Annotated in this window: 23 protein-coding genes; all 23 read left to right on the top strand. The window is 33.5% G+C overall.

Annotation, left to right across the window (positions count from 1 at the left end; genetic code table 11):
- Window positions 1–850 precede the first annotated feature (850 nt).
- The gene (locus Q0X02_RS03585; RefSeq protein ID WP_297811671.1) at window positions 851–1,468 is read left to right on the top strand and encodes a co-chaperone YbbN; all 618 of its coding nucleotides are present in this window, start codon (window positions 851–853) and stop codon (window positions 1,466–1,468) included.
- Window positions 1,461–2,144 (top strand): cytochrome c biogenesis CcdA family protein, encoded by a 684-nt coding sequence (locus Q0X02_RS03580; protein WP_297811667.1) that lies wholly within the window; start codon window positions 1,461–1,463, stop codon window positions 2,142–2,144. Before Q0X02_RS03585 ends, Q0X02_RS03580 begins: the two co-directional genes overlap by 8 nt.
- An 11-nt stretch (window positions 2,145–2,155) precedes the next feature.
- A complete protein-coding gene (gene rho, locus Q0X02_RS03575) occupies window positions 2,156–3,463 on the top strand; it encodes a transcription termination factor Rho (RefSeq protein ID WP_297811664.1) in 1,308 nt (435 codons plus the stop codon).
- A gap of 106 nt (window positions 3,464–3,569) precedes the next feature.
- On the top strand, window positions 3,570–3,773 hold the full coding sequence (gene rpmE, locus Q0X02_RS03570; protein ID WP_297811661.1) for a 50S ribosomal protein L31: 204 nt from the start codon (window positions 3,570–3,572) through the stop codon (window positions 3,771–3,773).
- Window positions 3,774–3,899: 126 nt separating this feature from the next.
- Window positions 3,900–4,796: a DUF1385 domain-containing protein gene (locus Q0X02_RS03565; RefSeq protein WP_297811658.1), complete on the top strand. Its 897-nt coding sequence runs from the start codon at window positions 3,900–3,902 to the stop codon at window positions 4,794–4,796.
- The gene (gene prmC / locus Q0X02_RS03560) at window positions 4,790–5,581 is read left to right on the top strand and encodes a peptide chain release factor N(5)-glutamine methyltransferase (protein WP_297811655.1); all 792 of its coding nucleotides are present in this window, start codon (window positions 4,790–4,792) and stop codon (window positions 5,579–5,581) included. The genes Q0X02_RS03565 and prmC overlap by 7 nt, the downstream gene beginning before the upstream one ends.
- A gap of 2 nt (window positions 5,582–5,583) precedes the next feature.
- Window positions 5,584–6,651 carry a peptide chain release factor 1 gene (gene prfA, locus Q0X02_RS03555; protein WP_297811652.1) on the top strand — a complete coding sequence of 356 codons (1,068 nt, stop codon included), beginning with the start codon at window positions 5,584–5,586 and terminating at the stop codon, window positions 6,649–6,651.
- An 86-nt stretch (window positions 6,652–6,737) separates the two neighbouring features.
- On the top strand, window positions 6,738–7,985 hold the full coding sequence (locus tag Q0X02_RS03550) for a folylpolyglutamate synthase/dihydrofolate synthase family protein (RefSeq protein ID WP_297811649.1): 1,248 nt from the start codon (window positions 6,738–6,740) through the stop codon (window positions 7,983–7,985).
- Window positions 7,972–8,877 carry a UDP-N-acetylmuramate dehydrogenase gene (murB, locus tag Q0X02_RS03545; protein ID WP_297811646.1) on the top strand — a complete coding sequence of 302 codons (906 nt, stop codon included), beginning with the start codon at window positions 7,972–7,974 and terminating at the stop codon, window positions 8,875–8,877. The genes Q0X02_RS03550 and murB overlap by 14 nt, the downstream gene beginning before the upstream one ends.
- The gene (locus tag Q0X02_RS03540) at window positions 8,867–9,616 is read left to right on the top strand and encodes a PHP domain-containing protein (protein WP_297811643.1); all 750 of its coding nucleotides are present in this window, start codon (window positions 8,867–8,869) and stop codon (window positions 9,614–9,616) included. The genes murB and Q0X02_RS03540 overlap by 11 nt, the downstream gene beginning before the upstream one ends.
- Window positions 9,617–9,625: 9 nt before the next feature.
- Window positions 9,626–10,483 (top strand): RNase adapter RapZ, encoded by an 858-nt coding sequence (rapZ, locus tag Q0X02_RS03535; protein ID WP_297811640.1) that lies wholly within the window; start codon window positions 9,626–9,628, stop codon window positions 10,481–10,483.
- Window positions 10,452–11,438 carry a gluconeogenesis factor YvcK family protein gene (locus Q0X02_RS03530; protein ID WP_297811637.1) on the top strand — a complete coding sequence of 329 codons (987 nt, stop codon included), beginning with the start codon at window positions 10,452–10,454 and terminating at the stop codon, window positions 11,436–11,438. The genes rapZ and Q0X02_RS03530 overlap by 32 nt, the downstream gene beginning before the upstream one ends.
- A gap of 2 nt (window positions 11,439–11,440) precedes the next feature.
- A complete protein-coding gene (locus tag Q0X02_RS03525; protein WP_297811634.1) occupies window positions 11,441–12,469 on the top strand; it encodes an L-threonylcarbamoyladenylate synthase in 1,029 nt (342 codons plus the stop codon).
- 44 nt (window positions 12,470–12,513) lie between these two features.
- Window positions 12,514–13,143 carry a uracil phosphoribosyltransferase gene (gene upp, locus Q0X02_RS03520; protein WP_297811631.1) on the top strand — a complete coding sequence of 210 codons (630 nt, stop codon included), beginning with the start codon at window positions 12,514–12,516 and terminating at the stop codon, window positions 13,141–13,143.
- 80 nt (window positions 13,144–13,223) lie between these two features.
- Window positions 13,224–13,535 (top strand): hypothetical protein, encoded by a 312-nt coding sequence (locus Q0X02_RS03515; RefSeq protein WP_297811628.1) that lies wholly within the window; start codon window positions 13,224–13,226, stop codon window positions 13,533–13,535.
- A complete protein-coding gene (locus Q0X02_RS03510; protein ID WP_297811625.1) occupies window positions 13,535–15,475 on the top strand; it encodes a V-type ATP synthase subunit I in 1,941 nt (646 codons plus the stop codon). Before Q0X02_RS03515 ends, Q0X02_RS03510 begins: the two co-directional genes overlap by 1 nt.
- A gap of 9 nt (window positions 15,476–15,484) precedes the next feature.
- Window positions 15,485–15,961 (top strand): V-type ATP synthase subunit K, encoded by a 477-nt coding sequence (locus Q0X02_RS03505; protein ID WP_297811622.1) that lies wholly within the window; start codon window positions 15,485–15,487, stop codon window positions 15,959–15,961.
- A gap of 11 nt (window positions 15,962–15,972) precedes the next feature.
- Window positions 15,973–16,527 (top strand): V-type ATP synthase subunit E, encoded by a 555-nt coding sequence (locus tag Q0X02_RS03500; protein WP_297811620.1) that lies wholly within the window; start codon window positions 15,973–15,975, stop codon window positions 16,525–16,527.
- An 8-nt stretch (window positions 16,528–16,535) separates the two neighbouring features.
- Window positions 16,536–17,534, top strand: a complete 999-nt coding sequence (locus tag Q0X02_RS03495; RefSeq protein ID WP_297811617.1) for a V-type ATP synthase subunit C — start codon at window positions 16,536–16,538, stop codon at window positions 17,532–17,534.
- Window positions 17,527–17,838: a V-type ATP synthase subunit F gene (locus tag Q0X02_RS03490; protein ID WP_297811614.1), complete on the top strand. Its 312-nt coding sequence runs from the start codon at window positions 17,527–17,529 to the stop codon at window positions 17,836–17,838. The genes Q0X02_RS03495 and Q0X02_RS03490 overlap by 8 nt, the downstream gene beginning before the upstream one ends.
- Window positions 17,839–17,851: 13 nt before the next feature.
- Window positions 17,852–19,615 (top strand): V-type ATP synthase subunit A, encoded by a 1,764-nt coding sequence (locus tag Q0X02_RS03485; protein WP_297811611.1) that lies wholly within the window; start codon window positions 17,852–17,854, stop codon window positions 19,613–19,615.
- Window positions 19,615–21,003, top strand: coding sequence for a V-type ATP synthase subunit B (locus Q0X02_RS03480; RefSeq protein ID WP_297811609.1), 1,389 nt, complete (start codon window positions 19,615–19,617; stop codon window positions 21,001–21,003). Before Q0X02_RS03485 ends, Q0X02_RS03480 begins: the two co-directional genes overlap by 1 nt.
- Complete coding sequence (locus Q0X02_RS03475) at window positions 21,003–21,647, top strand: V-type ATP synthase subunit D (RefSeq protein ID WP_297811606.1); 645 nt, start codon at window positions 21,003–21,005, stop codon at window positions 21,645–21,647. Before Q0X02_RS03480 ends, Q0X02_RS03475 begins: the two co-directional genes overlap by 1 nt.
- The last annotated feature ends 112 nt before the right edge of the window (window positions 21,648–21,759 follow it).

Genomic DNA, 21,759 nt, shown 5'->3' with positions numbered 1-21,759 from the left:
CGTCGTGGGAGAGTAGGTAGTCGCCAAACAATTAAGGTCTAACGTGATTTAATCCGTTAGATCTTTTTTTATTTTACAAAAAAGACCTACGAGCCCACTTGTGGGAGAGCAAGACAGGAAATTTAATAATTTCATTCGCTCAGCCTCACTACAGAAATCTTCTTTTAAGAAAAATGAAATGAAGATTTCCTCGTTCGAAGCGTCGCTCATGAAAAACATTAAATTTCTGAGTTATATAAGGAGTCTGGTGCAACGAGTTGCCACGGATCTTTGATTCGTAGGAACTGGCGGCACGTAGGTAGTCGCAAAACAAATTAAGATCTAGTGATGACAATGTCCGCTAGGTCTTTTTTGTGTTGTTTTTGTCAGACAATGGTAGAAAATGGTGCAAAGATTTCGCGGGGTAACAGTTGCTAGACACACATAGCTCAATATTTGCGCAAACATCTCGCACGAATATCTAAGGTAAAATTTAATGCTCTCACTCCCTCAGCCTCACTTCGGAAATCTTCTTTTAAGAAAAATGAAATGATAATTCCCTTGTTCGAAATTTCGCTCATAAGAAGCATTAAATTTTATATGGTTATTTCCAGCTCGATTTTTGCTTTATAGTTACTTTTGTTGTGAAATTGATGGAGTGTAAGAGGAAATTATTCAGAGATTTTGTGGGATAAATATTGCAAAGAAAACACTGAGAAAAAAATTTATTAATATTTGTGCTGTGTCTTTTTTATTAACATAAATGTAAAACTGAAAATAATGAGGTGTCAATCAGAATACAAGTTTGATATAATAGTATAGTAAATTAATTTTTTTAACAATTCATAGTATATTGAAATAAGGATGGGAAATGATTATGAGAGATAATAAGTCAAAGATTTTTTTTGTTGCAGGATTTATTTGTTTAGCTGTATTGGCTATAATATTTATTAAAAATAAACCAAATCACACAAATGAAGTTAATACATGTAATTCACAACAAAAGAGTAGTGAGAGTAAACAGAGTTCAAAAAACGATAGTTCATTGGATTTGGATAGTTTTAAAAAGGCTTCTGAAAGATTAGACAGTGAGGATGTTATGTTTGCGGGAAAGGATGCTGGTTTTGAGAAGTTCTTTTCATATGGCAAACCTGTTTTTGTAAATTTCACGTGGATTGAGTGCGGACCCTGCAAGAAAATGGCACCTTTTATTGAAAGCACTTTCGATAAATTCAGAGGAAAGGCTATCATAAAGGATGTTGAAGTTAGTGTTAGCAATGATTTCGCATCACAAGCTGGAATACGAGTTACTCCGACTCAAATTTTTGTTCCACTGAAGGAAGATTTCAAGTTTTCTGAAAAGGCTAAGTCTGTTATAGATGATTACTTTCATGAGATAAAGGTAAATGGTAAAAAAGCTTTTATTCATGAGGGATTATTGAGAGAAAAAGATTTGGAAATATTGATTGCGGATATGATAAATGAATAGTATTTTAGAAATTTTGTCTAAGCTTTTAAATGATTATATTTTCATTGCACCAGTTATTGCTTTGCTGGCTGGAATTTTGACGAGTTTTCTACCTTGCTCTCTTCCGATGATACCGATTATAATAGGATATTTGTCGGGAAATAATTATGACAAAAAGATGTCTTTCAAAGTTGCATTGGCTTTTAGCATTGGTAGTATTTTAGTTTTCACTGTTTTCGGATTGACAGCGGCGATAATAGGTAAGATTTTGAATCAATTCAGCAGGGTTTTTTATATCTTAATTGGGATTTTGTTGATTTTGATGGCGTTCCAAAATTGGCATTTTATTAAAATTATTAGTCTGAATAAATCGAGTAAATTGACCAAATCCGGTATTTTTGGTGCATTTATTGCGGGTGCTTTGCAAGCTGTTTTTGCATCTCCATGTTCTACGCCGGTTTTGGTTTCATTGATGGCTATAGCTGCTAATACGAGAAATATTTTGCTGTCTATAGTTTTATTTGTTTTTTATGGAATTGGTAATTGTTTTTTGGTTTTTGTGTCAGCGTTGTTGATGGGAAAAATCGAAGAAATCATTCAGAGAGATTCTTATACTAGGATTTCTAAGGTGATTGAGATTTGCCTTGGTGTTATACTTATGTCATTTGGCTTATATTTCTTGTATCAAGGCATTTAGGAGGATATTTATTGGAAAAAGATATTTTAGTTACTAAGAAACTCCAAGATTTGAAAATAATTGCAAAAGCTGTTGGGGTTGCTGGAATCAGTAAATACAATAAGGAAGATTTGATTAAGGAAATACTCAATCAAATTGATATTAATGAGAGAAATAATTCTAGAGATGAAATTGTAGAAAATTCTCAAAATGATGATAAGGAAGTCAAAGATTCCTTGAAAGTAGAGGGGATTTTGGATTTGCACGAAAATGGGTACGGTTTTTTGCGTTCAGAGGGCTATGATTCAGGAGAAGATGATGTTTATGTTCCCCCAGTGCAAGTTAGAAGGTTTAAGTTAAAAACGGGTGATTTTGTAGAGGGATTATCTCGTGAGAAAAATGAAAAAGAAAAGTTCAATGCGTTAATTTACGTTAACAAGGTTAATGGCGATACTGTTGAAAATCTCAGAAATAGACCGGATTTTGAAAATCTAACGCCAATTTATCCGACTAAGAGATTAAAACTTGAGAGAGATTCCAACAATATTTCTATGAGAATAATGGATTTGATTAGTCCGGTTGGTAAAGGTCAAAGAGGTCTAATCGTTGCATCACCGAAAACTGGGAAGACAACTTTATTGAAAAATATTGCAAATTCGATAAGAAAAAATTATCCGAATATTCAAGTTATCATTTTATTGATTGATGAAAGGCCGGAAGAGGTAACCGATATGAGAAGGTCTGTAGAAGGCGCTGATGTCGTAGCATCAACTTTTGATGAGATGCCACAAAACCACATTAGGGTTGCAGAGATTGTCATTGAACGAGCAAAACGCCTTGTTGAACACAAAAAAGATGTTGTGATTTTGGTAGATTCGATAACGAGATTATCGAGGGCTTATAATGTTACAAGTCCTTATTCTGGTAAAACTTTGTCTGGTGGACTTGACCCATTGGCACTAAATGGGCCAAAAAGATTTTTTGGAGCGGCAAGAAATATTGAAGAAGGAGGTTCCCTTACAATTTTGGCAACGGCTTTGATAGAAACAGGTTCAAGAATGGACGATGTTATATTTGAAGAGTTCAAAGGCACTGGAAATATGGAGTTGAAATTGGATAGGTCATTATCCGAAATGCGAGTTTTTCCAGCCATTGATATTGCCAAATCCGGAACTAGAAAAGATGAATTGCTTTTATCAAAAGATGAATTATCAGCAATAAATATGATAAGAAGGCAGTTGGATTCACAAGAAAATAAAGAAAACACAGACCAAATTATTAAAATGATAAGAAACACAAAATCAAACGAGGAGTTTGTGAAGTCGATAAAAAATTTGTAAAATATACGAAAATATTTTTTTATAACGCAAATTAGGTAGACATTATCTTGTTCGTGTGTTATAATATGTAAGTCGAAAATAATTTAGAGAAAAACGAGGTGATAATATGAAAAAAGAATTACATCCAGAATTCCACGAAGCTACTGTTACTTGCGCTTCTTGTGGCAACACTTTTAAGGTAGGATCTACAAAAGAAAACATAAATGTCGAAGTTTGTAGTCAATGTCACCCATTTTATACAGGACGTCAAAGATTTGTAGAACATGGTGGTAGAGTAGAAAAATTCAAGAAAAAATACAACATGGATTAGCATTTTAGCCAGTACCGTTTAGGTGCTGGTATTTTTGTGTTAAAAAATAGATAATATAAATAGAAAAGGTAAATTTTATAAATAGAAAAGGTAAATTTTATAAATAGAAAAGGGAAATTTATTATAATGAAAAAAACAACAATTGGAGGACAAGCTTTAATCGAAGGAATCCTTATGAGAGGGCCTTCAAAATATTCAATAGCCGTTAGAAAACCAGACGGAGATATAGATTTGGTTGTAAAAAATTTAGAAAATAATAGAATAAATTTGATGAAGATTCCGTTTATTAGGGGAGTTGTCAGCCTTTACGATTCAATGAAATTGGGGATGGATGCGTTAATGTATTCTGCAAGTTTTTTTGAAGACAATGAAGAAAATTTTTTTGATAGGCACTTCAAAAACAATGCCAGAAAAGTTGAAAATATATTCCAAATAGCATTTTCGATTTTGTTGGCGCTGATATTCTTCTTTTTCATTCCAACTTTTTTAACTTCGTTTATAACCAGAAATCATTCATCTTTTGTATCTAATTTAATAGAAGGTGTGTTCAGGATTATTTTATTTTTCGGATACTTATTTATCATGTCGCATTCAAAGGATATGAAAAGGGTGTTTGAGTATCACGGAGCAGAACACAAAAGTATATTTTGCTATGAAAAAGGGCTAGATTTGACGATTGAAAATGTCAGAAAACAAATCAGACTTCATCCAAGGTGTGGAACAAGTTTTTTGTTTACAGTAATGATTATTTCAATTTTAGTACTGGGAATGGTTGGCTGGCCCAATCCACTTATGAGAATATTGTATCGAATCTTCTTACTTCCAGTAATTGTATCTTTTTCATACGAAATAAATAGATTGATAGGAAAATACGACAACAAATTGACATCAGTTCTTGTAAAGCCGGGTCTTTGGGTACAAAAATATTTCACCGTTAGAGAACCTGATGACAAAATGATTGAAGTCGCCATTACTGCACTAAAAAGTGTTATACCAGAAAAAGAAGACGAAGATATATGGTGATTTCAGACTTGTATAATTTGTTCGACAAATCCGATTGTTTGATGATTTTAGAAGAATTGTTTGGCTATAATTTTACTGATGCAATAATCCATTCAAATGATTTGATTGACTACACAAAAGCAAAAACCATCTTAGAGTACAAGAAACAATATGACGATGATATTCCAATTGAATATATTTTGGGATTCAAATATTTTTACAACAGAAAATTTTTCACAGATAGAAATGTTTTGATTCCAAGGTTTGACACTGAGATACTTGTAGATGAGATTATTAAATTAAACCGAAAATTTGATAATATATTGGAGTTGGGGATAGGTTCAGGTATTATTTCTATTACTTTGAATTTGCAGCTTCATTCTAAAGTTTTAGGTGTAGATATTAATGAAAGAGCAATACGTTTGGCAAAGAAAAATTCCGAGAATTTAAAGGCGGCGGATGTTGACTTTATATATTCGGATTTGTACGAAAATGTTGAAGGGAAATTTGATTTAATAGTGTCGAACCCTCCATACATCGACAAAGTTGATTATCGAAAACTCGGCAAAAAAATCTTAAAAGAGCCAAAATCTGCGTTGTATGGTGGAGTAGATGGGTTGTATTTTTACAGAAAAATTATTGAAAAGGCAAACGAGTATTTGAATGAAAATGGTGTAATTGCCTTTGAAATAGGATATAATCAAAAGAAAAGTATTTTTAAAATTCTCGATGAACACGGTTATATTAATCATAAGTGCATCAAGGATTTTAATGGATTTGATAGAGTAGTAATTGCGAGGAGGTAATTATGTTTGAAAATTTGGACAGTGTTGTTGATAAATTCAAAGAACTAGAGAAAAAAGTTGCTGACCCTGAAGTTATCGCTGACATGGAAAATTGGACGAAATTAATGAAAGAACACGCTGACTTAGAGCCGGTTGTCAATAAATATTTGTCATACAAAGATAATTTGAAAAATTTACAAGAAGACAAGGAGATGTTGGGTACTACTGGAGATGGTGAAATGGAAGAACTATTGAAAGATGAAATCTCAACATTGGAAGAACAAATCGAAAAAGACCAAGAAGAATTGAAGGTTTTGCTGTTGCCAAAAGACCCCAATGATGAAAAGAATGTTTTTATCGAAATACGAGCTGGTGCTGGTGGAGATGAGGCTGGACTTTTTGCTGGAGAACTTTTGAGAATGTATCAAATGTATGCGGACAAAAAACGATGGACAACTGAAATTATGGATATTCAGCAACAAGGTGTTGGGGGAATCAAGGAAGTTGTCATGATGGTTAAAGGTAAGGGAGCTTACTCTAGATTGAAATACGAATCTGGAGTTCACAGAGTTCAAAGAGTTCCTCAAACAGAAAGTTCGGGAAGAATCCACACATCTACTGCGACAGTTGCCGTATTGCCAGAAGCTGAAGATGTCGATGTGAAAATCGAGCAAAAAGATTTAAGAATAGATGTGTTCAGAGCCAGTGGTAATGGTGGACAATGTGTCAACACGACTGACTCGGCTGTAAGAATCACGCATATTCCAACAGGCCTTGTAGTAACTTGTCAAGACGAAAAATCACAAATTAAAAACAAAGACAAGGCAATGAGAGTTTTGAAATCAAGATTGTACGATTTGATGGAAGAAGAAAAAAACAAAGATAGAGCTGATGCTCGTAAATCTCAAGTTGGAACAGGAGACCGTTCAGAGAGAATTAGAACATATAACTTTCCACAAGGCAGAATTACAGACCACAGAATCAACAAGACAATTTTCCAATTGCAAAATTTCTTAGATGGTGATATCGAAGAAATGATTGATGATTTGACAAGTTACGACCAAGCAGAAAAATTAAAAATGATGAATTAAATTTAACTCGAGTTTAATAACTCGGGTTTTTTTTATTGTGCCAATAATGATATAATTGTATTATATTGAAATTTTAGGAGATAAAAATGAATAGCGAATTAATATATGAATATTTAGATAAAATTGGCCGAGATGGATACAAGTTGGGACTCGATAGAATGCAAAAAACTTTGAAAATTTTGGGTAATCCCGAAAAAAAATTCAAAATAATTCACGTTGCAGGAACAAATGGCAAAGGCTCGACTTCAACTTTCATCTACCAAACATTAAAAGAACATGGATATAAAACGGGACTTTTCACATCACCGCATATTGTTAATTTTTACGATAGAATTAAAATTGACAAGGATATCACTGAAGAAGATTTTATGAGAATTTTCGAAATAATCAAGAAGACTATCGAAGAAAATGGCATAAAAGTGTCGACATTCGAATTTATAACTTTGTGCGCAATTTATTACTTTGCCGAACAAAAATGCGAATATGTTGTGCTTGAAGTAGGAATGGGAGGAAGATTGGACGCTACAAATGCGACTGATGAGACTTTGCTATCGGTAATCACTAAAATCGGGCTTGACCACCAAGAGTATCTGGGAAACACTGTGGAAGAGATAGCTTACGAAAAAGCTTGTATTATGAAAAAAAACGGAAGATGCGTCGTTTACAATCAAAAAGAATCTGTGCTTGAAGTGTTCAAAGAAGTAGCACAAGAACGCAATACTAAGTTGTATATTTGTGATTTTAATGAAGCGAAAAATATTGAGATAAATGAAATGCACAACTCATTTGATTGGAAAAATCTTCACATAGAAACAAGATTGGTTGGGAAATATCAACTGTACAATGCGCAATTAGCATTGACGGCAATTGATATTTTGAGAGATGAATTAAACTTGACAGATGATGATATAATCAATGGATTCAAAAATGCTTACATTCCAGCTAGATTTGATGTTATTAGGCACAATCCTACAGTAATTTACGATGGTGGACACAATGCCGACGGAGTAAAGGCGTTGAAATCCTCGATTGAATCGGTGTTTGGCGATAAGAAAATAGTATTCGTGTATGGAGTGTTGAAAGATAAAGACTACAATGATGAAATAAAATTGATTCACAACAATGCCAAGGCTTTTGTTACATTCACGCCAGATTCACCAAGAGCTTTGAAAGCAGAAGACTTAAAAAAACAAATCCAAGCTTTCACGGATAATGTAGTAGCTAAATCAAATGTAAATGAAGCTGTGGATTATGCCATCGAAAACTACAAAGACGATGTGATTATTATTTTTGGAACATTATACAGTGCGGAGAAAGCTTATGAACATTTATAAAAAGGTGTTTCAAAACAAGGATGTTGGGAAGATTTTATACGACGAGCCAATGAAAAATCACACTACATTTAAAATTGGTGGTAAGTGTGATGCTATGATTTTGCCGGAAAGTGAAGAGCAAATTATAAATGCGTTGAGAATAATAAAAGAAAACAATCTTTCCTACAGAATAATCGGAAATGGTTCGAATTTGCTAGTGAGTGACGATGGGCTTAGGGAAGTTATAATCAAATTGCACGACAATTTCAGTGAAGTTTCAATAAAAGACGATGTAATGACGGCGCAATCGGGAGCGTTGCTAAGTTGTGTAAGTAAAACTGCTATTAAAAACTCTTATAAGGGATTTGAACCCGTAAGTGGCATTCCTGGGGATGTTGGCGGTGCAATTACAATGAATGCAGGCGCATATGGAACAGAAATAAAAGAACTTGTGAAAAGAGTCAAAGTCATAGATAATGATTTGAATGTAAAATATCTGGATTGTGAGCAAATGGATTTTTCATATAGGCACTCCAGAGTTCAAGATGAAAAACTCGTTGTTTTAGCGTCTGAATTTATGCTTGTAAAAGGCGATAAAGAAGAAATTTTGCATAACTACAACGACTTCACTGAAAGAAGAACTTCCAAGCAACCACTTGAACTTCCTTCATGTGGTTCTGTTTTTAAACGTCCCGAAGGTCACTATGCCGGTCAACTAATAGATGAAGCTGGATTGCGAGGCTACAGATACAACGACGCGATGGTAAGCGAAAAACACTGCGGATTTATAGTTAATGTCGGAAATAGCAGTTGCGACGATGTAGTCAAAGTCATAGAACACGTTCAAAAAACTGTATTTGAGAAATTTGGAGTAAAATTAGAACCGGAAGTGAGAATTATCGGTGGAAAATAAAATCAAACTAACAAGAGAATATCATGTGCACTCCGTTTACAGTCGCAACAATCATGGCAAAAGTACAATCGAAGAAATAGTCGAAGAAGCGCGATTAAAAAAATTGAAGACAATTAGTATCACAGACCATGGTCCAGGTCATATGATGTATGGAATTAAAAGAGAATTAATTCCGGTGCAACGTGAAGAAATCGACAAACTCAAAGAAAAATACGATGATATTGAAATTTTGATGGGTGTAGAGGCAAATGTAATCGGATATAACGGAGAGATAGATATAAGAGAAGAAGAAAAAAAATACTTCGACTTTATCAATGTCGGATTTCACAATGGAGTAAAATTTGTAGATGCGAAATCTTTTTACAATTATCATATTTTAAAAAAATTGAGTAAATTGAGCAAATCAAAAAGAAAAGAGATGATTGAATTAAATACAAATGCAATGATAAAAGCTTTAGAAGATAATGACATTTTTATAATAACTCATCCAGGAGATAAAATAGATGTCGATATTGAAAAAATCGCAAAAGTATGCGAAAAAACAAACACAGTGATGGAAATAAACAATCACCACGCACATTTATCCGTAGAAGAAATCAAAATTTCTTCACATTATAATGTTAAATTTAGTTTAGGAAGCGATGCACATCACAAAAAAGACATTGCAAACGTAAGTAACAGCATCAATAGAGTTATTGAATCGGGATTGGATATTGACAGGATTATAAACATCAATTAGGGAGAATAAATGGAAGTTGTAATAATTACAGGTATGAGCGGAGCAGGCAAGAGCGCTAGCAGTGATATTTTTGAAGATTTGGGATATTATACTCTGGACAATTTGCCGCCATCTCTACTTCTCAATTTTATAGATTTAACCGCAAAAAGCAAGAAAAAAATCAACAAGATAGCGTGCGTAGTCGACATCAGAGGAGGAGTGTTCTTTGACGATTTGATGAAGTCGATATCCCTATTGAAAAATCAAAGCATAGATGTCAAAGTTTTGTATTTAGATGCACAAGATGAGATTTTAATCCGAAGATACAAAGAACACAGAAGACCGCATCCTTTGGCAATAAAAGGCACGTTATTAGAGGGGATTTCCAACGAAAGAGAGCTTCTAAAAGAAGTGAGAAATTCTGCCGACACAATTATTGACACATCAAAATTGACTCTTGGAGAACTCAGAAGAAAAATTTTATCGGCATTTTCATCAGAAAACGCAGAAACCAGAATGGGTATTTCTGTAGTGTCTTTTGGGTTTAAACACGGAATACTATTAGACGCTGACTTGGTGTTTGATGTAAGATTCTTGCCAAACCCTTATTACATCGATGCTTTAAAGAAGTCATCTGGACTAAATTCTGATATCAAAGAATATGTATTCGGATTTGAAGAGGCAAATACATTTTTAGAAAAACTATTAGAAATGTTGGAGTTTTTGATTCCAAAATACTCCAAAGAAGGCAAAAACAGTTTGGTTATTGGAATAGGATGCACCGGAGGAAAACACAGATCAGTTGCAATTGCTCAAGCGTTAACCGAAGGACTTGAAAAAAATGGAGAGAAAGTTTATGTTTCCCACAGAGACCAAAAATTCTGGTAAAAAAATTGTAACTATTGGTGGTGGAACAGGCAACTCGATTTTGCTTAGAGGGGTCAAAAAGTACACTTCCAATATAACAACAATAGTCACAGTAGCTGATGATGGAGGAGGAAGCGGAGTTCTCAGAGAAGATTTGGGAATGCTTCCGCCAGGAGACATCAGAAACTGTTTGTTGTCACTCGCAAATACCGAGCCAATAATGCAAAAGTTGATTAACTACAGATTTTCCAATGGACAATTAAAAGGACAAAGCCTTGGCAATTTATTGCTTGCAGCGATGAATGATATATGTGGGGATTTTGAGGTAGCAATCAAGGAAATGAGCAATGTACTCGCTATAACAGGCAAAGTGTTACCCATGACACTTGATGACGTTAAATTATTTGCAGAATTAGAAGACGGCTCTACAATTGAAGGTGAATCAAACATAACATTTTTAAATCGAAAAAACGGTGGTAAAATAAAAAGAGTATACACCTCGCCGAAACTAATCCTTCCACTAAAAGAATCCATTGATAGCATAATGCAGGCAGATATGGTTCTTTTAGGGCCAGGTTCACTTTACACTTCTATCATTCCAAATCTTTTAGTAAACGATATATCACAAGCACTAAAAGAAACCAAAGCTGACGTCATATATATTTTAAACATAATGACTCAGCCAGGAGAAACAAACGGATACAGCGTTACAGACCATGTCAAAGCTATAATTAATCATGCAAATTCTAATATCATAAACAAAATTGTAGTAAACTCACAAGAAATTGACAAGTACGCAAAACTGAGATACAAGTCAACAGAAAACTCTACTCCAATATATATGACACAAAAAGATTATATAAATATGGATGAACTTGGAATTGAAGTAATCGAAGCTGAAATATGCGACATAAAATACGATTATATAAGACACGATTCAAATAAATTGATGAAAATTTTATTGGAAAGAAATTAATTATGAACACAATTATAGAAAATTTATCAGGGGATAATAGGCTAAAAGCACTGGAAAAAGCAGCTGAATTGATTAAAAACGGTGCTGTTGTAGCTTTTCCAACAGAAACAGTTTACGGACTAGGAGCCAATGGACTCGATGAAGAAGCTTGTAAGAAAATATTTGACGTAAAAGAAAGAAAAAGAGACAATCCTCTTATTCTCCACGTAACAAACGAAAAAATGGTAGAGGACTTATCTTCTGAAATCACACAAGACCAAAAAAAGCTAATGAATAATTTGTGGCCAGGTCCACTCACAATAATATTTAAAAAAAGTGACAAAGTAAATGATGTTGTAAGCTGTGGCGGAGACACAGTAGCAATTAGAAACCCATCAAATGAAATTGCAAGATTTCTGATAGACAAGTCAAAATGTCCAATAGCAGCACCATCAGCAAATAAATCCGGAAGGCCATCACCGACAAACGCACAAGATGTTTACAGCGATATGAAAGGTGAAATAGAAATGATACTAGATGGAGGAAGTTGCAACATCGGAATAGAATCCACAGTAGTAGATTTGACAGAAAAACCATACACAATATTAAGACCGGGGTTTTTTACAAAAGAAGACTTAGAAGAGTATCTGGATGAAGTTGTTTACGACAAATCATTGATTGATTCAAATACTATTCCAAAATCTCCGGGACAAAAATACAAGCATTATGCCCCAAAAACAAAATTAATTGTAATAAAAGGAAATATGAACAACATAGAAAAATTTGTAGGCGACTTGGGGATTTGCCCAGATGAAATTGGTTTTATTTTATCTGAACAGACAGCTCAGAAATTAAATTACAAAAATATTGAAGTGATTTCAAAAAGAAATGAATTTATGAAATTTGCCCACAATATTTTTTCGTACCTAAGAAAATTAGACAAACTCAACTATAAACTGCTAATTTGTGAGGGAGTCGTCGAAGAAAAAATGGGTATAAGTATAATGAATAGGCTTAAAAAATCTTGTGCCAATAACATAAAAGAAATTTAGTGTGTTATAATAATAGGTATAAAGTTTATTTTATAGGAGGAATTATGAGTAAAGTAACTGTATTTGATCATCCATTGATTAAACACAAATTATCAATTTTACGTGACAAAAACACAGGCAGCAATCAATTCAGACAACTTGTTTCAGAAATTGCTACATTAATGTGCTATGAAGTTACCAGAGACTTTAAATTGGAAGATTGTGAAATAGAAACTCCAATTGCAAAAACAACTGGACAAACATTGAGAGGCAAAAAATTGGGAGTAGTTCCAATTTTGAGAGCTGGATTGGGAATGGTTGAAGGATTTTTGTCAGTGTTACCTGCAGCAAAAGTAGGACATATTGGTTTGTACAGAGACCCAGAAACTTTAAAACCTGTTGAATACTACTGCAAATTGCCAAAAGACGTTGAAGAAAGAGATATAATCGTCGTAGACCCAATGCTTGCAACAGGTGGTTCAGCAGAAGCTGCAATTACTTTCTTAAAAGAACATGGATGTAAAAATATAAAACTCGTCAACATCATCGCAGCTCCAGAAGGAGTTGAAATGATTAAGAAAACTCACCCTGATGTGGATATATATGTGGCTGGACTTGATGAAAAATTAAACGAACACGGATATATCGTACCTGGATTAGGAGATGCAGGGGATAGATTATTTGGAACTAAATAGTATTTGCTATTAGTTATATATTTATGGTTTTAGGATATTTCAACGTATGCTAAAACCATCTCTAATTAGGAGGTGAAACAATGTCAGATACTGCTATATCTAAAATTAAAGAAGCTGAAGAGAAGGCTAGGCTTTTTGTCAATGAAGCTAACGAAAAAAGAAAGAGTATAATAGAGAGTGCTACTTCAGAAGCGTTAGAAAAATACAGCAGCATTATAAGTGAAGCAAATTCCAAGAGAGATGAAAAATTAGAATCCTCAAAGCAAAAAGCGATAGAAGATTCAAAAGAACTTGAAAAAAAGGCATCCATTTATAATGATAGTATTAAAAACATTGACAAAGATACAGTTGACGGACTTGTAAACAAAATCGTTGAAAGGATAGTGAGTTAATGGCTATTGTAAAAATGAGCAAATTTGATTTGTATTCATTTGATTATGATAGAGAGAAATTACTCAAGAATCTTCAAAAATTCAATTATGTTCATATAGATGAAAATAATGTTGAAGATGAAAACAGCTTGCTTACAAAGTTGGACAATTCTGAAAATTTGGTTGATATCAGTGAAAAGCTTACCAAAACGAATTGGGCTATCAATTTGTTACAAAAGTATGCTGAAAAGAAAAATACTTTTGAAGCACTTAAAGAAGGTAAGAAAACATTTAAGCTTGAAGAAATCAATCAAAAAGCGTTGGCGTTTGACTTTGAAGCTCACTACAGTGAACTATCTTCATTGGATAAACAACTAAATGAACTGGATCAAAACAATCAAATGTTGAATCAAAAGAAATCCGAATTAATTCCTTGGGAAAATTTGGATATCGATATTTCGAAGATTGATGATTTTGATAGGGTAAAGGTTGTTACAGGGACTGTGAGCGATAAATTTATTGACCAGTTGAAGGTAAACACAAAAGACATTGAAGATATTTACATCGAAGAAATCTCTCGTAATCAAGGATTTGTTTATTTGCTTGTAATCTCAAAGAATTTTGAATCTGTTCAAGATGTTCTGAGAGATAATGGATTTGTAAACATCAATATCAAATCTAAAGGTTTTGTAAAAGACGAAATCAAAAATATTGATGATAACATTGTCACTAACAAGCAAAAACACGAAGAAATTGAAAATCAAATCAAATCCAAAACAAATTTGATTGAAAATTTTATGATTTATCATGATTATCTCGAAAACAACAGCTTAAAAGAAGAAGCTACAAGTAAAATTAAGAAAACAGATAAGATTGATATAATCGAAGGATATATTCCTACCGAAAAAAAAGCCGATTTTGAAAAAGTAATAGTAAATTCTTTGGACAACAAGTATTATTTGGAAATCAATCCAGCAGATAAAGACGATCCAAAAGTACCTATTATTTTAAAGAACAAAGGTTTTTCAAAAGCTTTTGAAAACATCACAGGAATGTATTCTTTACCAAAATATAATGAAGTAGACCCTACTCCATTATTAGCACCATTCTATTGTTTCTTTTCTGGAATGATGATAGGAGATTTAGGTTATGGACTTATTGTATTTCTAGCAATAATTTTTGCATTAAAAGTTTTTAATCTTGACGAAAAGAAAAAACAATTTTTGAAATTCTTTATGTTCATATCTATCACATCAATGTTTTGGGGATTCATATATGGTTCGTTCTTCGGAGGAATTGTTCCTATGACTCCAATTCTTGACACAAGTAAAAATGCGATGACATTGATTGTTCTTTGTTTAATCTTTGGTTTTATACACTTGTTCTTTGGACTTGGTATAAAAGCATATATGCTTATTCGAGACCATAAAGTTATGGATGCGTTTTATGATGTGGGATTGTGGTATTTAATTATAGTTAGTTTAGTGGTTTTATTAGTTGGAAAATCATTGTCGATTCCAGCTATTGGATTAACAATTGCAAAATGGATTGCAATAGCTTCAGCAGTGGGAATTGTTCTTACAGCAGGAAGAGATGCTAAAAGTGTCGGAGGCAAATTAGGCTCAGGATTGTATTCGTTGTATGGAATATCTAGCTGGATTGGGGATTTCGTATCTTATATGAGACTAATGGCACTTGGCTTATCTGGAGCATACATTGCAGTTGCAATCAATATGATAGTAAAGATGATGGCTTCTTCGAGCATAATCGGTTTTGTATTTGGACTTATAGTATTTGTCGTATTCCAAGGATTCAACGCATTCTTGTCATATTTGTCAGCTTATGTTCACTCTGCAAGATTGATATTTGTAGAAATGTTTAATAAATTCTACGAAGGCGGCGGAGTACCATTTAAAAAACTTATAACAGAATCAGAATATTTTAACATAACAAATAAATAGGAGGATATTATGGAAAAATTCTTTTTAGAAAATGGTGGATTAGTTTTAGGAGTATTATCAGTAGTAATAGCAGTTTTATTCTCAGGAATGGGCTCTGCAAAAGGTGTAGGAATGGCAGGGGAAGCTGCAGCTGGAGTAGTTATTGAAGAACCAGAAAAATTCGGTAAATCATTAGTACTTCAATTATTGCCAGGTACACAAGGTTTGTATGGATTTGTAATTGGTATATTGATATTATTCAAATTAGTTGGTGGAAATGTTTCATTAGCACAAGGTTATGTATATATCGCAGCAGCTTTGCCAGTAGGTGTTGTTGGATATTTTTCAGCAGTAGCTCAAAGTAAAGTAGCCGTAAGTGGTATCAATATCTTAGCAAAGAACGAACCTCAACAAGCAAAAGGTATTATCTATGCGGTAATGGTTGAGTTATATGCCATCTTAGCATTCGCTATTTCTTTCTTATTGATGAACCAAATCCAAGCTTAGTGGTGATTTAGATGTCTAATTTAGATAATATAATTAATGAAATTCTTGAAGATGCCAAGAAAGAATCCCAAAAGATTGTAGACCAGGCAAACCAAGAAAAAGAAAAAATCATTGAAACTAAAGTAGACCAGGCAAACCAAGAAAAAGATACAATATTAAAAAAAGCAGAATCTGAAGCAAAAAGCGTGTACGATAGACATCTATCACAAGTTGAATTGAAATCTAGGGACAGCGCTCTATTTGCTAAACAAGAAGTAATCGACGATATATTAGAAAAAGTCAAAGACAAATTGAAGAATTTGCCTACTGAAGATTATAAGAAATATTTAAAATCAACTTTGTCAAAAATGGATTTGTCAAATGATGATAAATTAGTATTGCAAGCTGATAAATACGATAGTCTTAAAAATGAGGACTTTAACATTGATATTTCTGAAGAAACTGTTGAAAGCGGATTTTGTATTAAAAGAGGTAATGTATTAATTAATAATAATTTTTCTTCTCTGGTTGATTCAATGAAAGATGAATTGGAAGTTGAAATTGCAAAAACTCTTTTTAAGAAGTAGGTGATTATATGAAAAAAGAAGATTTCATACACCAATCTGCAATAACTCGTGTAAAAGAAAAAGAACTTTTGACAAGAAATGATTATGAGAGATTGATTGATGCAACTAATCTTGATGAAACTGTAAGATTGTTGTCCGATACAGTCTATCAATCAGAATTTGCAATGCTTGATAAGTACGAACACTATGATCAAGCCCTAAAAAACGAGTTAAAAAAGACGTATAAATATATGTATGATATGAGTGATTTTCAATACCCAGTGGATTTGATGGCATTGAAATACGACTATCATAATTTGAAAGTTTTAATCAAAGAATATCTAAAAAAAGAAGATTTCTCACATATGCTTAGTGAGATTACTAGAATAGAATATAAAAGTATTAGAGATTCTTTGAGAGAAAATACTGAGACAGAGTTTGAACACTACGACAAGGTTATCAGACAATCTATAAATGACTTTGAAGAAAACAAAGACCCACAAATGATTGATATTTTTGCCGATAGAGAGTATTTCGAAGAAACATCGGAAATTGCAGAAAAAATAGATTCGAAATTGATTAATGAATACGTAGAAGATTTGATTGATTTTACAAATATCAAGACACTACTAAGGGTTCAAAATCAAAAGAAGAATCTCGAATTTCTTAAAAAAGTAATAATTTCTGGTGGAAGTATTGAATCAGAAAAATTCGAAGCACATTTGCACTCTGAAATCACAGAAGATAGTTCTTTATTTAAACAAGCGAGAATTTACTACTCTGTAAAAGACGCTATTTCTGAGTACAAAAAATCAAATAGCTTATCTGCTTTTGAAAAAGCTATGGATGATTATTTGATGGAAAAAGTCAAAGAAATCAAAAAAGTGACATATGGAGCTGAAGTTTTGTTTGGTTATTTGTTTGCAAAAGAAACAGAAATTAAAAATTTGAGAATTATTTTCGTGGGTAAGATTAACTCATTAAAACCTGATTATATCAGAAGTAAGTTGAGGTTAAGTTATGCGTAAGAAAGTAGCTGTAGTAGGTGACAGAGATTCGGTATTGGTCTTTAAAGCTTTGGGAGTGGATGTATTTGAATCTATTGAAAGCACAGATGCTAGAAAAACGGTCGATAGACTTGCCAAGGAAGATTATGGTGTAATCTTTATAACTGAACAAATTGCAGCAAAAATTAAAGAAACGATAGATAGATATAATGACAAAGTTTCACCAGCTATTATTTTGATTCCTTCAAATCAAGGTAGTTTAAATATTGGTATGAAAAGAATCAATACTAATGTTGAAAAGGCTGTTGGAGCAAACATTTTGTAAAGGAGAGCTTATATTGAAAGAAGGTAAAGTATTAAAAGTATCCGGACCTTTAGTAGTAGCAGAAGGAATGGAAAACGCAAGCGTATATGACGTGGTTGAGGTTTCAGACGATAAGCTCATTGGAGAGATTATTGAAATGAGAGGCGATAAAGCCTCAATTCAAGTATATGAAGAAACAACTGGAATTGGCCCTGGAGATAAAGTTGTATCTACAGGTCATCCACTTTCTATTGAATTAGGACCTGGAATATTAGAGCAAATGTTTGATGGTATTCAAAGACCATTAAAATCATTGCAAGAAAAAGCAGGTGACTTCTTGTTGAGAGGCGTTAGTGCTCCATCATTGAACAGAGAGAAAAAATGGGAATTTAAACCAGTGAAATCTGTTGGAGATGAAGTAGAAGCAGGAGACATTATTGGAGAAGTTCAAGAAACTGAAGTTATTCTTCACAAAATAATGGTACCGGCAAATGTTTCAGGTAAAATAAAATCAATTGAATCTGGAGAATTTACTGTAGAACAAACAGTTTGCGTAATTGAAAAAGACAATGAAGAAATTGAAATCAATATGATTCAAAAATGGCCTGTAAGAAATGGTAGACCATACAAAGAAAAAGAAGATCCAATCAAGCCTTTGATAACTGGTCAAAGAGTAATAGATACATTCTTCCCTGTTGCTAAAGGTGGTACAGCAGCAATTCCGGGACCATTTGGTAGTGGAAAAACCGTAGTTCAACACCAATTAGCAAAATGGGCAGACGCTGAAATAGTAGTGTATGTAGGTTGTGGAGAACGTGGTAACGAAATGACAGACGTTCTTAATGAGTTTCCTGAATTGATTGACCCTAAGACAGGACAATCATTGATGAAGAGAACAGTTTTAATTGCAAACACATCAAATATGCCAGTAGCTGCCAGAGAAGCAAGTATCTACACTGGAATTACAATCGCTGAATACTATAGAGATATGGGTTATTCAGTAGCTATGATGGCTGACTCAACATCAAGATGGGCAGAAGCTCTTCGTGAAATGAGTGGTAGACTTGAAGAAATGCCTGGTGATGAAGGTTACCCTGCATACTTAGCATCAAGAATTGCTGATTTCTACGAACGTGCTGGTAAAGTAAAATGTCTAGGTAGTGACGGAAGAGATGGTTCATTGACGGTTATAGGTGCGGTATCTCCTCCAGGTGGAGATATTTCAGAACCAGTTACTCAATCAACACTTAGAATTGTAAAAGTATTCTGGGGATTGGACTACGCATTGAGTTATATGAGACACTTCCCAGCTATAAACTGGATTAACTCTTACTCTTTGTATCAAGATAAGATTGACGAATATTTGGATGCGAATGTAGATAAAGATTTTTCAAATTACAGAAAACAATCAATGAAGCTTCTACAAGAAGAATCATCATTATTAGAAATAGTTAGATTGGTTGGTCGTGACTCATTGAGTGATGTTGACCAAATTAAATTAGAAACATCTAAATCTTTGAGAGAAGATTTTCTTCAACAAAACGCATTCCATGAAACAGATACATTCTGTTCATTGCAAAAACAAGCTAGAATGTTGGATTTGATTCTTACATTCCATGAAGAATCTTTGAAAGCTTTGGATGAAGGTGCTTATGTATCTGAAATTTCAAAACTTCCTGTAAGAGAAAAAATCACAAGAGCAAAAAATATTCCAGAAGATAATTTGGACAAATTTGATGAAATAAAACAAGAAATCAAATCACAAATTGCCGATTTAGTTAATGGAGGTGAACGTTAATGATTAAAGATTATAATTCAGTAACAGAAGTAGTCGGACCATTAATGGCGGTAGAAGGTGTAGAAGGCGTTAAATACGACGAACTTGTTGAAATAGAATTACAAAGTGGCGAAAAAAGACGTGGACGTGTTGTTGAAATCGACCACGACGTAGCAATGGTTCAAGTATTCGAAGGTACAAAGGGAATCAACCTAAAAGAGACAACAGTAAGATTTTTAGGTAGACCTTTGGAACTTGGAGTATCAGAAGATATGATTGGTAGAGTTTTTGATGGATTGGGTAGACCAATTGACAATGGTCCTAAAATTATCCCAGAAGATAAGGTTGATATCAATGGTTCATCTATCAATCCAGTATCTAGGGACTATCCATCAGAATTTATCGAAACAGGTGTTTCTACAATAGATGGTTTGAATACTCTTGTTAGAGGACAAAAGCTTCCTATATTCTCTGGTTCAGGTCTTCCTCACAATAAATTGGCAGCACAAATCGCTAGACAAGCGAAAGTTTTGGGTAAAGACGATAAGTTTGCCGTAGTGTTTGCTGCGATGGGAATAACATTCGAAGAAGCTCAATATTTCATCGGAGATTTCAACAAAACAGGCGCGATAGATAGAGCTGTATTGTTTATGAATTTAGCCGATGACCCTGCAATCGAAAGACTTTCAACTCCAAAAATGGCACTTACTTGTGCTGAGTTCTTGGCTTTTGAAAAGGGAATGCACGTACTTGTAATTATGACAGATATGACAAACTACGCAGAAGCACTTCGTGAAGTATCTGCTGCCAGAAAAGAAGTTCCAGGACGTAGAGGATACCCAGGATATTTGTACACTGACCTTGCTACATTGTACGAAAGAGCTGGTAAAATTGTGGGAAGAGAAGGTTCGATAACACAAATTCCTATATTAACAATGCCAGAAGACGATATCACTCACCCAATTCCAGACTTGACTGGTTACATTACAGAAGGCCAAATAATTCTTTCTCGTGAATTGTACAAGAAAGGTTATGAGCCACCAATTAATGCTATTCCATCATTATCAAGATTGAAAGATAAAGGTATTGGTAAAGGCAAGACAAGAGAAGACCACGCAGATACAATGAACCAAATCTATGCAGGTTACGCATCTGGACTTGATGCAAAACAATTATCTGCAATTCTTGGTGAATCTGCATTAAGCGAATCAGACAAGGCATTTGCAAAATTCGCAGAAAGATTCGAAAGAGAATACGTAGATCAAGGTTATTACACTGATAGGTCAATTGAAGAAACTCTTAATATAGGATGGGATTTGTTGAAAGAAATTCCACGTACAGAATTGAAGAGAATCAAAGATGAATTAATCGATAAATATCTTGGAAACGGTGAAGGGACTGATGAGTAATGGCAAGACTCAACGTCAATCCAACGAGAATGGCTCTATCGGAGCTGAAAGCTAGACTTAAAACATCTTCAAGAGGTCATAAGTTACTAAAAGACAAACAAGACGAACTTATGAGACAATTCATCGACATGATAAAAGAAAATAAAGCTCTAAGAGAAAGAGTTGAAGCAAAACTTCAAAATTCATTCAGCGATTTTCTAATGGCGAGTGCAATAATGAGCCCAGAGTTTTTGGACGAAGCTGTTTCGTTTCCTAAAACAAAAGTAAACGTAGACATCGAAACAAAAAACGTAATGAGTGTAATTATTCCACAAATGAAGTTTACTCGTGAAGGTGAAGCTGATTCTAGTGAAATATATCCTTATGGATATGCACAGACATCTCAAGATTTGGATTTGGCTATCGATTCATTAAATTCAGTAATGGATGAAATGCTAGAACTAGCACAAATCGAAAAAGCTACTCAGTTGATGGCAGATGAAATTGAGCAAACGAGAAGAAGAGTCAATGCTTTGGAATACAGAACTATTCCTGATTTGGAAGAAACAATTAAATATATCAGAGCGAAACTTGACGAAAATGAACGTGCAAATATCACTAGACTTATGAAAGTAAAAGATATTATAGCAAAACAAGAAAGCTAATAAATTAAAATTAGACTGCATTTGATAAATAAAATTATTAAATGCAGTCTTTTTTTGTTTTTTGGATAAATTTTTTTGAAAATTTCGCATAAAATTTTGATTAGTTATGTTG

Source organism: uncultured Finegoldia sp. (assembly GCF_947252345.1).
In the GTDB taxonomy this organism is placed as follows: domain Bacteria; phylum Bacillota; class Clostridia; order Tissierellales; family Peptoniphilaceae; genus Finegoldia.
Note: the sequence above shows the minus strand (reverse complement) of the source record. Positions and strands in the feature narration are given on the sequence as shown.

Excerpts from the sequence above, each read along its gene's own strand:
- prfA (WP_297811652.1), top strand. The coding sequence starts at position 5,584 with ATGTTTGAAAATTTGGACAGTGTTGTTGATAAATTCAAAGAACTAGAG.
- Q0X02_RS03475 (WP_297811606.1), top strand. The coding sequence starts at position 21,003 with ATGGCAAGACTCAACGTCAATCCAACGAGAATGGCTCTATCGGAGCTG.
- rapZ (WP_297811640.1), top strand. The coding sequence starts at position 9,626 with ATGGAAGTTGTAATAATTACAGGTATGAGCGGAGCAGGCAAGAGCGCT.
- Q0X02_RS03580 (WP_297811667.1), top strand. The coding sequence starts at position 1,461 with ATGAATAGTATTTTAGAAATTTTGTCTAAGCTTTTAAATGATTATATT.
- prmC (WP_297811655.1), top strand. The coding sequence starts at position 4,790 with ATGGTGATTTCAGACTTGTATAATTTGTTCGACAAATCCGATTGTTTG.
- rpmE (WP_297811661.1), top strand. The coding sequence starts at position 3,570 with ATGAAAAAAGAATTACATCCAGAATTCCACGAAGCTACTGTTACTTGC.
- upp (WP_297811631.1), top strand. The coding sequence starts at position 12,514 with ATGAGTAAAGTAACTGTATTTGATCATCCATTGATTAAACACAAATTA.
- murB (WP_297811646.1), top strand. The coding sequence starts at position 7,972 with ATGAACATTTATAAAAAGGTGTTTCAAAACAAGGATGTTGGGAAGATT.
- Q0X02_RS03500 (WP_297811620.1), top strand. The coding sequence starts at position 15,973 with ATGTCTAATTTAGATAATATAATTAATGAAATTCTTGAAGATGCCAAG.
- Q0X02_RS03480 (WP_297811609.1), top strand. The coding sequence starts at position 19,615 with ATGATTAAAGATTATAATTCAGTAACAGAAGTAGTCGGACCATTAATG.
- Q0X02_RS03530 (WP_297811637.1), top strand. The coding sequence starts at position 10,452 with ATGTTTCCCACAGAGACCAAAAATTCTGGTAAAAAAATTGTAACTATT.
- Q0X02_RS03490 (WP_297811614.1), top strand. The coding sequence starts at position 17,527 with ATGCGTAAGAAAGTAGCTGTAGTAGGTGACAGAGATTCGGTATTGGTC.
- Q0X02_RS03525 (WP_297811634.1), top strand. The coding sequence starts at position 11,441 with ATGAACACAATTATAGAAAATTTATCAGGGGATAATAGGCTAAAAGCA.
- Q0X02_RS03510 (WP_297811625.1), top strand. The coding sequence starts at position 13,535 with ATGGCTATTGTAAAAATGAGCAAATTTGATTTGTATTCATTTGATTAT.
- Q0X02_RS03495 (WP_297811617.1), top strand. The coding sequence starts at position 16,536 with ATGAAAAAAGAAGATTTCATACACCAATCTGCAATAACTCGTGTAAAA.
- Q0X02_RS03505 (WP_297811622.1), top strand. The coding sequence starts at position 15,485 with ATGGAAAAATTCTTTTTAGAAAATGGTGGATTAGTTTTAGGAGTATTA.
- Q0X02_RS03565 (WP_297811658.1), top strand. The coding sequence starts at position 3,900 with ATGAAAAAAACAACAATTGGAGGACAAGCTTTAATCGAAGGAATCCTT.
- Q0X02_RS03550 (WP_297811649.1), top strand. The coding sequence starts at position 6,738 with ATGAATAGCGAATTAATATATGAATATTTAGATAAAATTGGCCGAGAT.
- Q0X02_RS03515 (WP_297811628.1), top strand. The coding sequence starts at position 13,224 with ATGTCAGATACTGCTATATCTAAAATTAAAGAAGCTGAAGAGAAGGCT.
- Q0X02_RS03585 (WP_297811671.1), top strand. The coding sequence starts at position 851 with ATGATTATGAGAGATAATAAGTCAAAGATTTTTTTTGTTGCAGGATTT.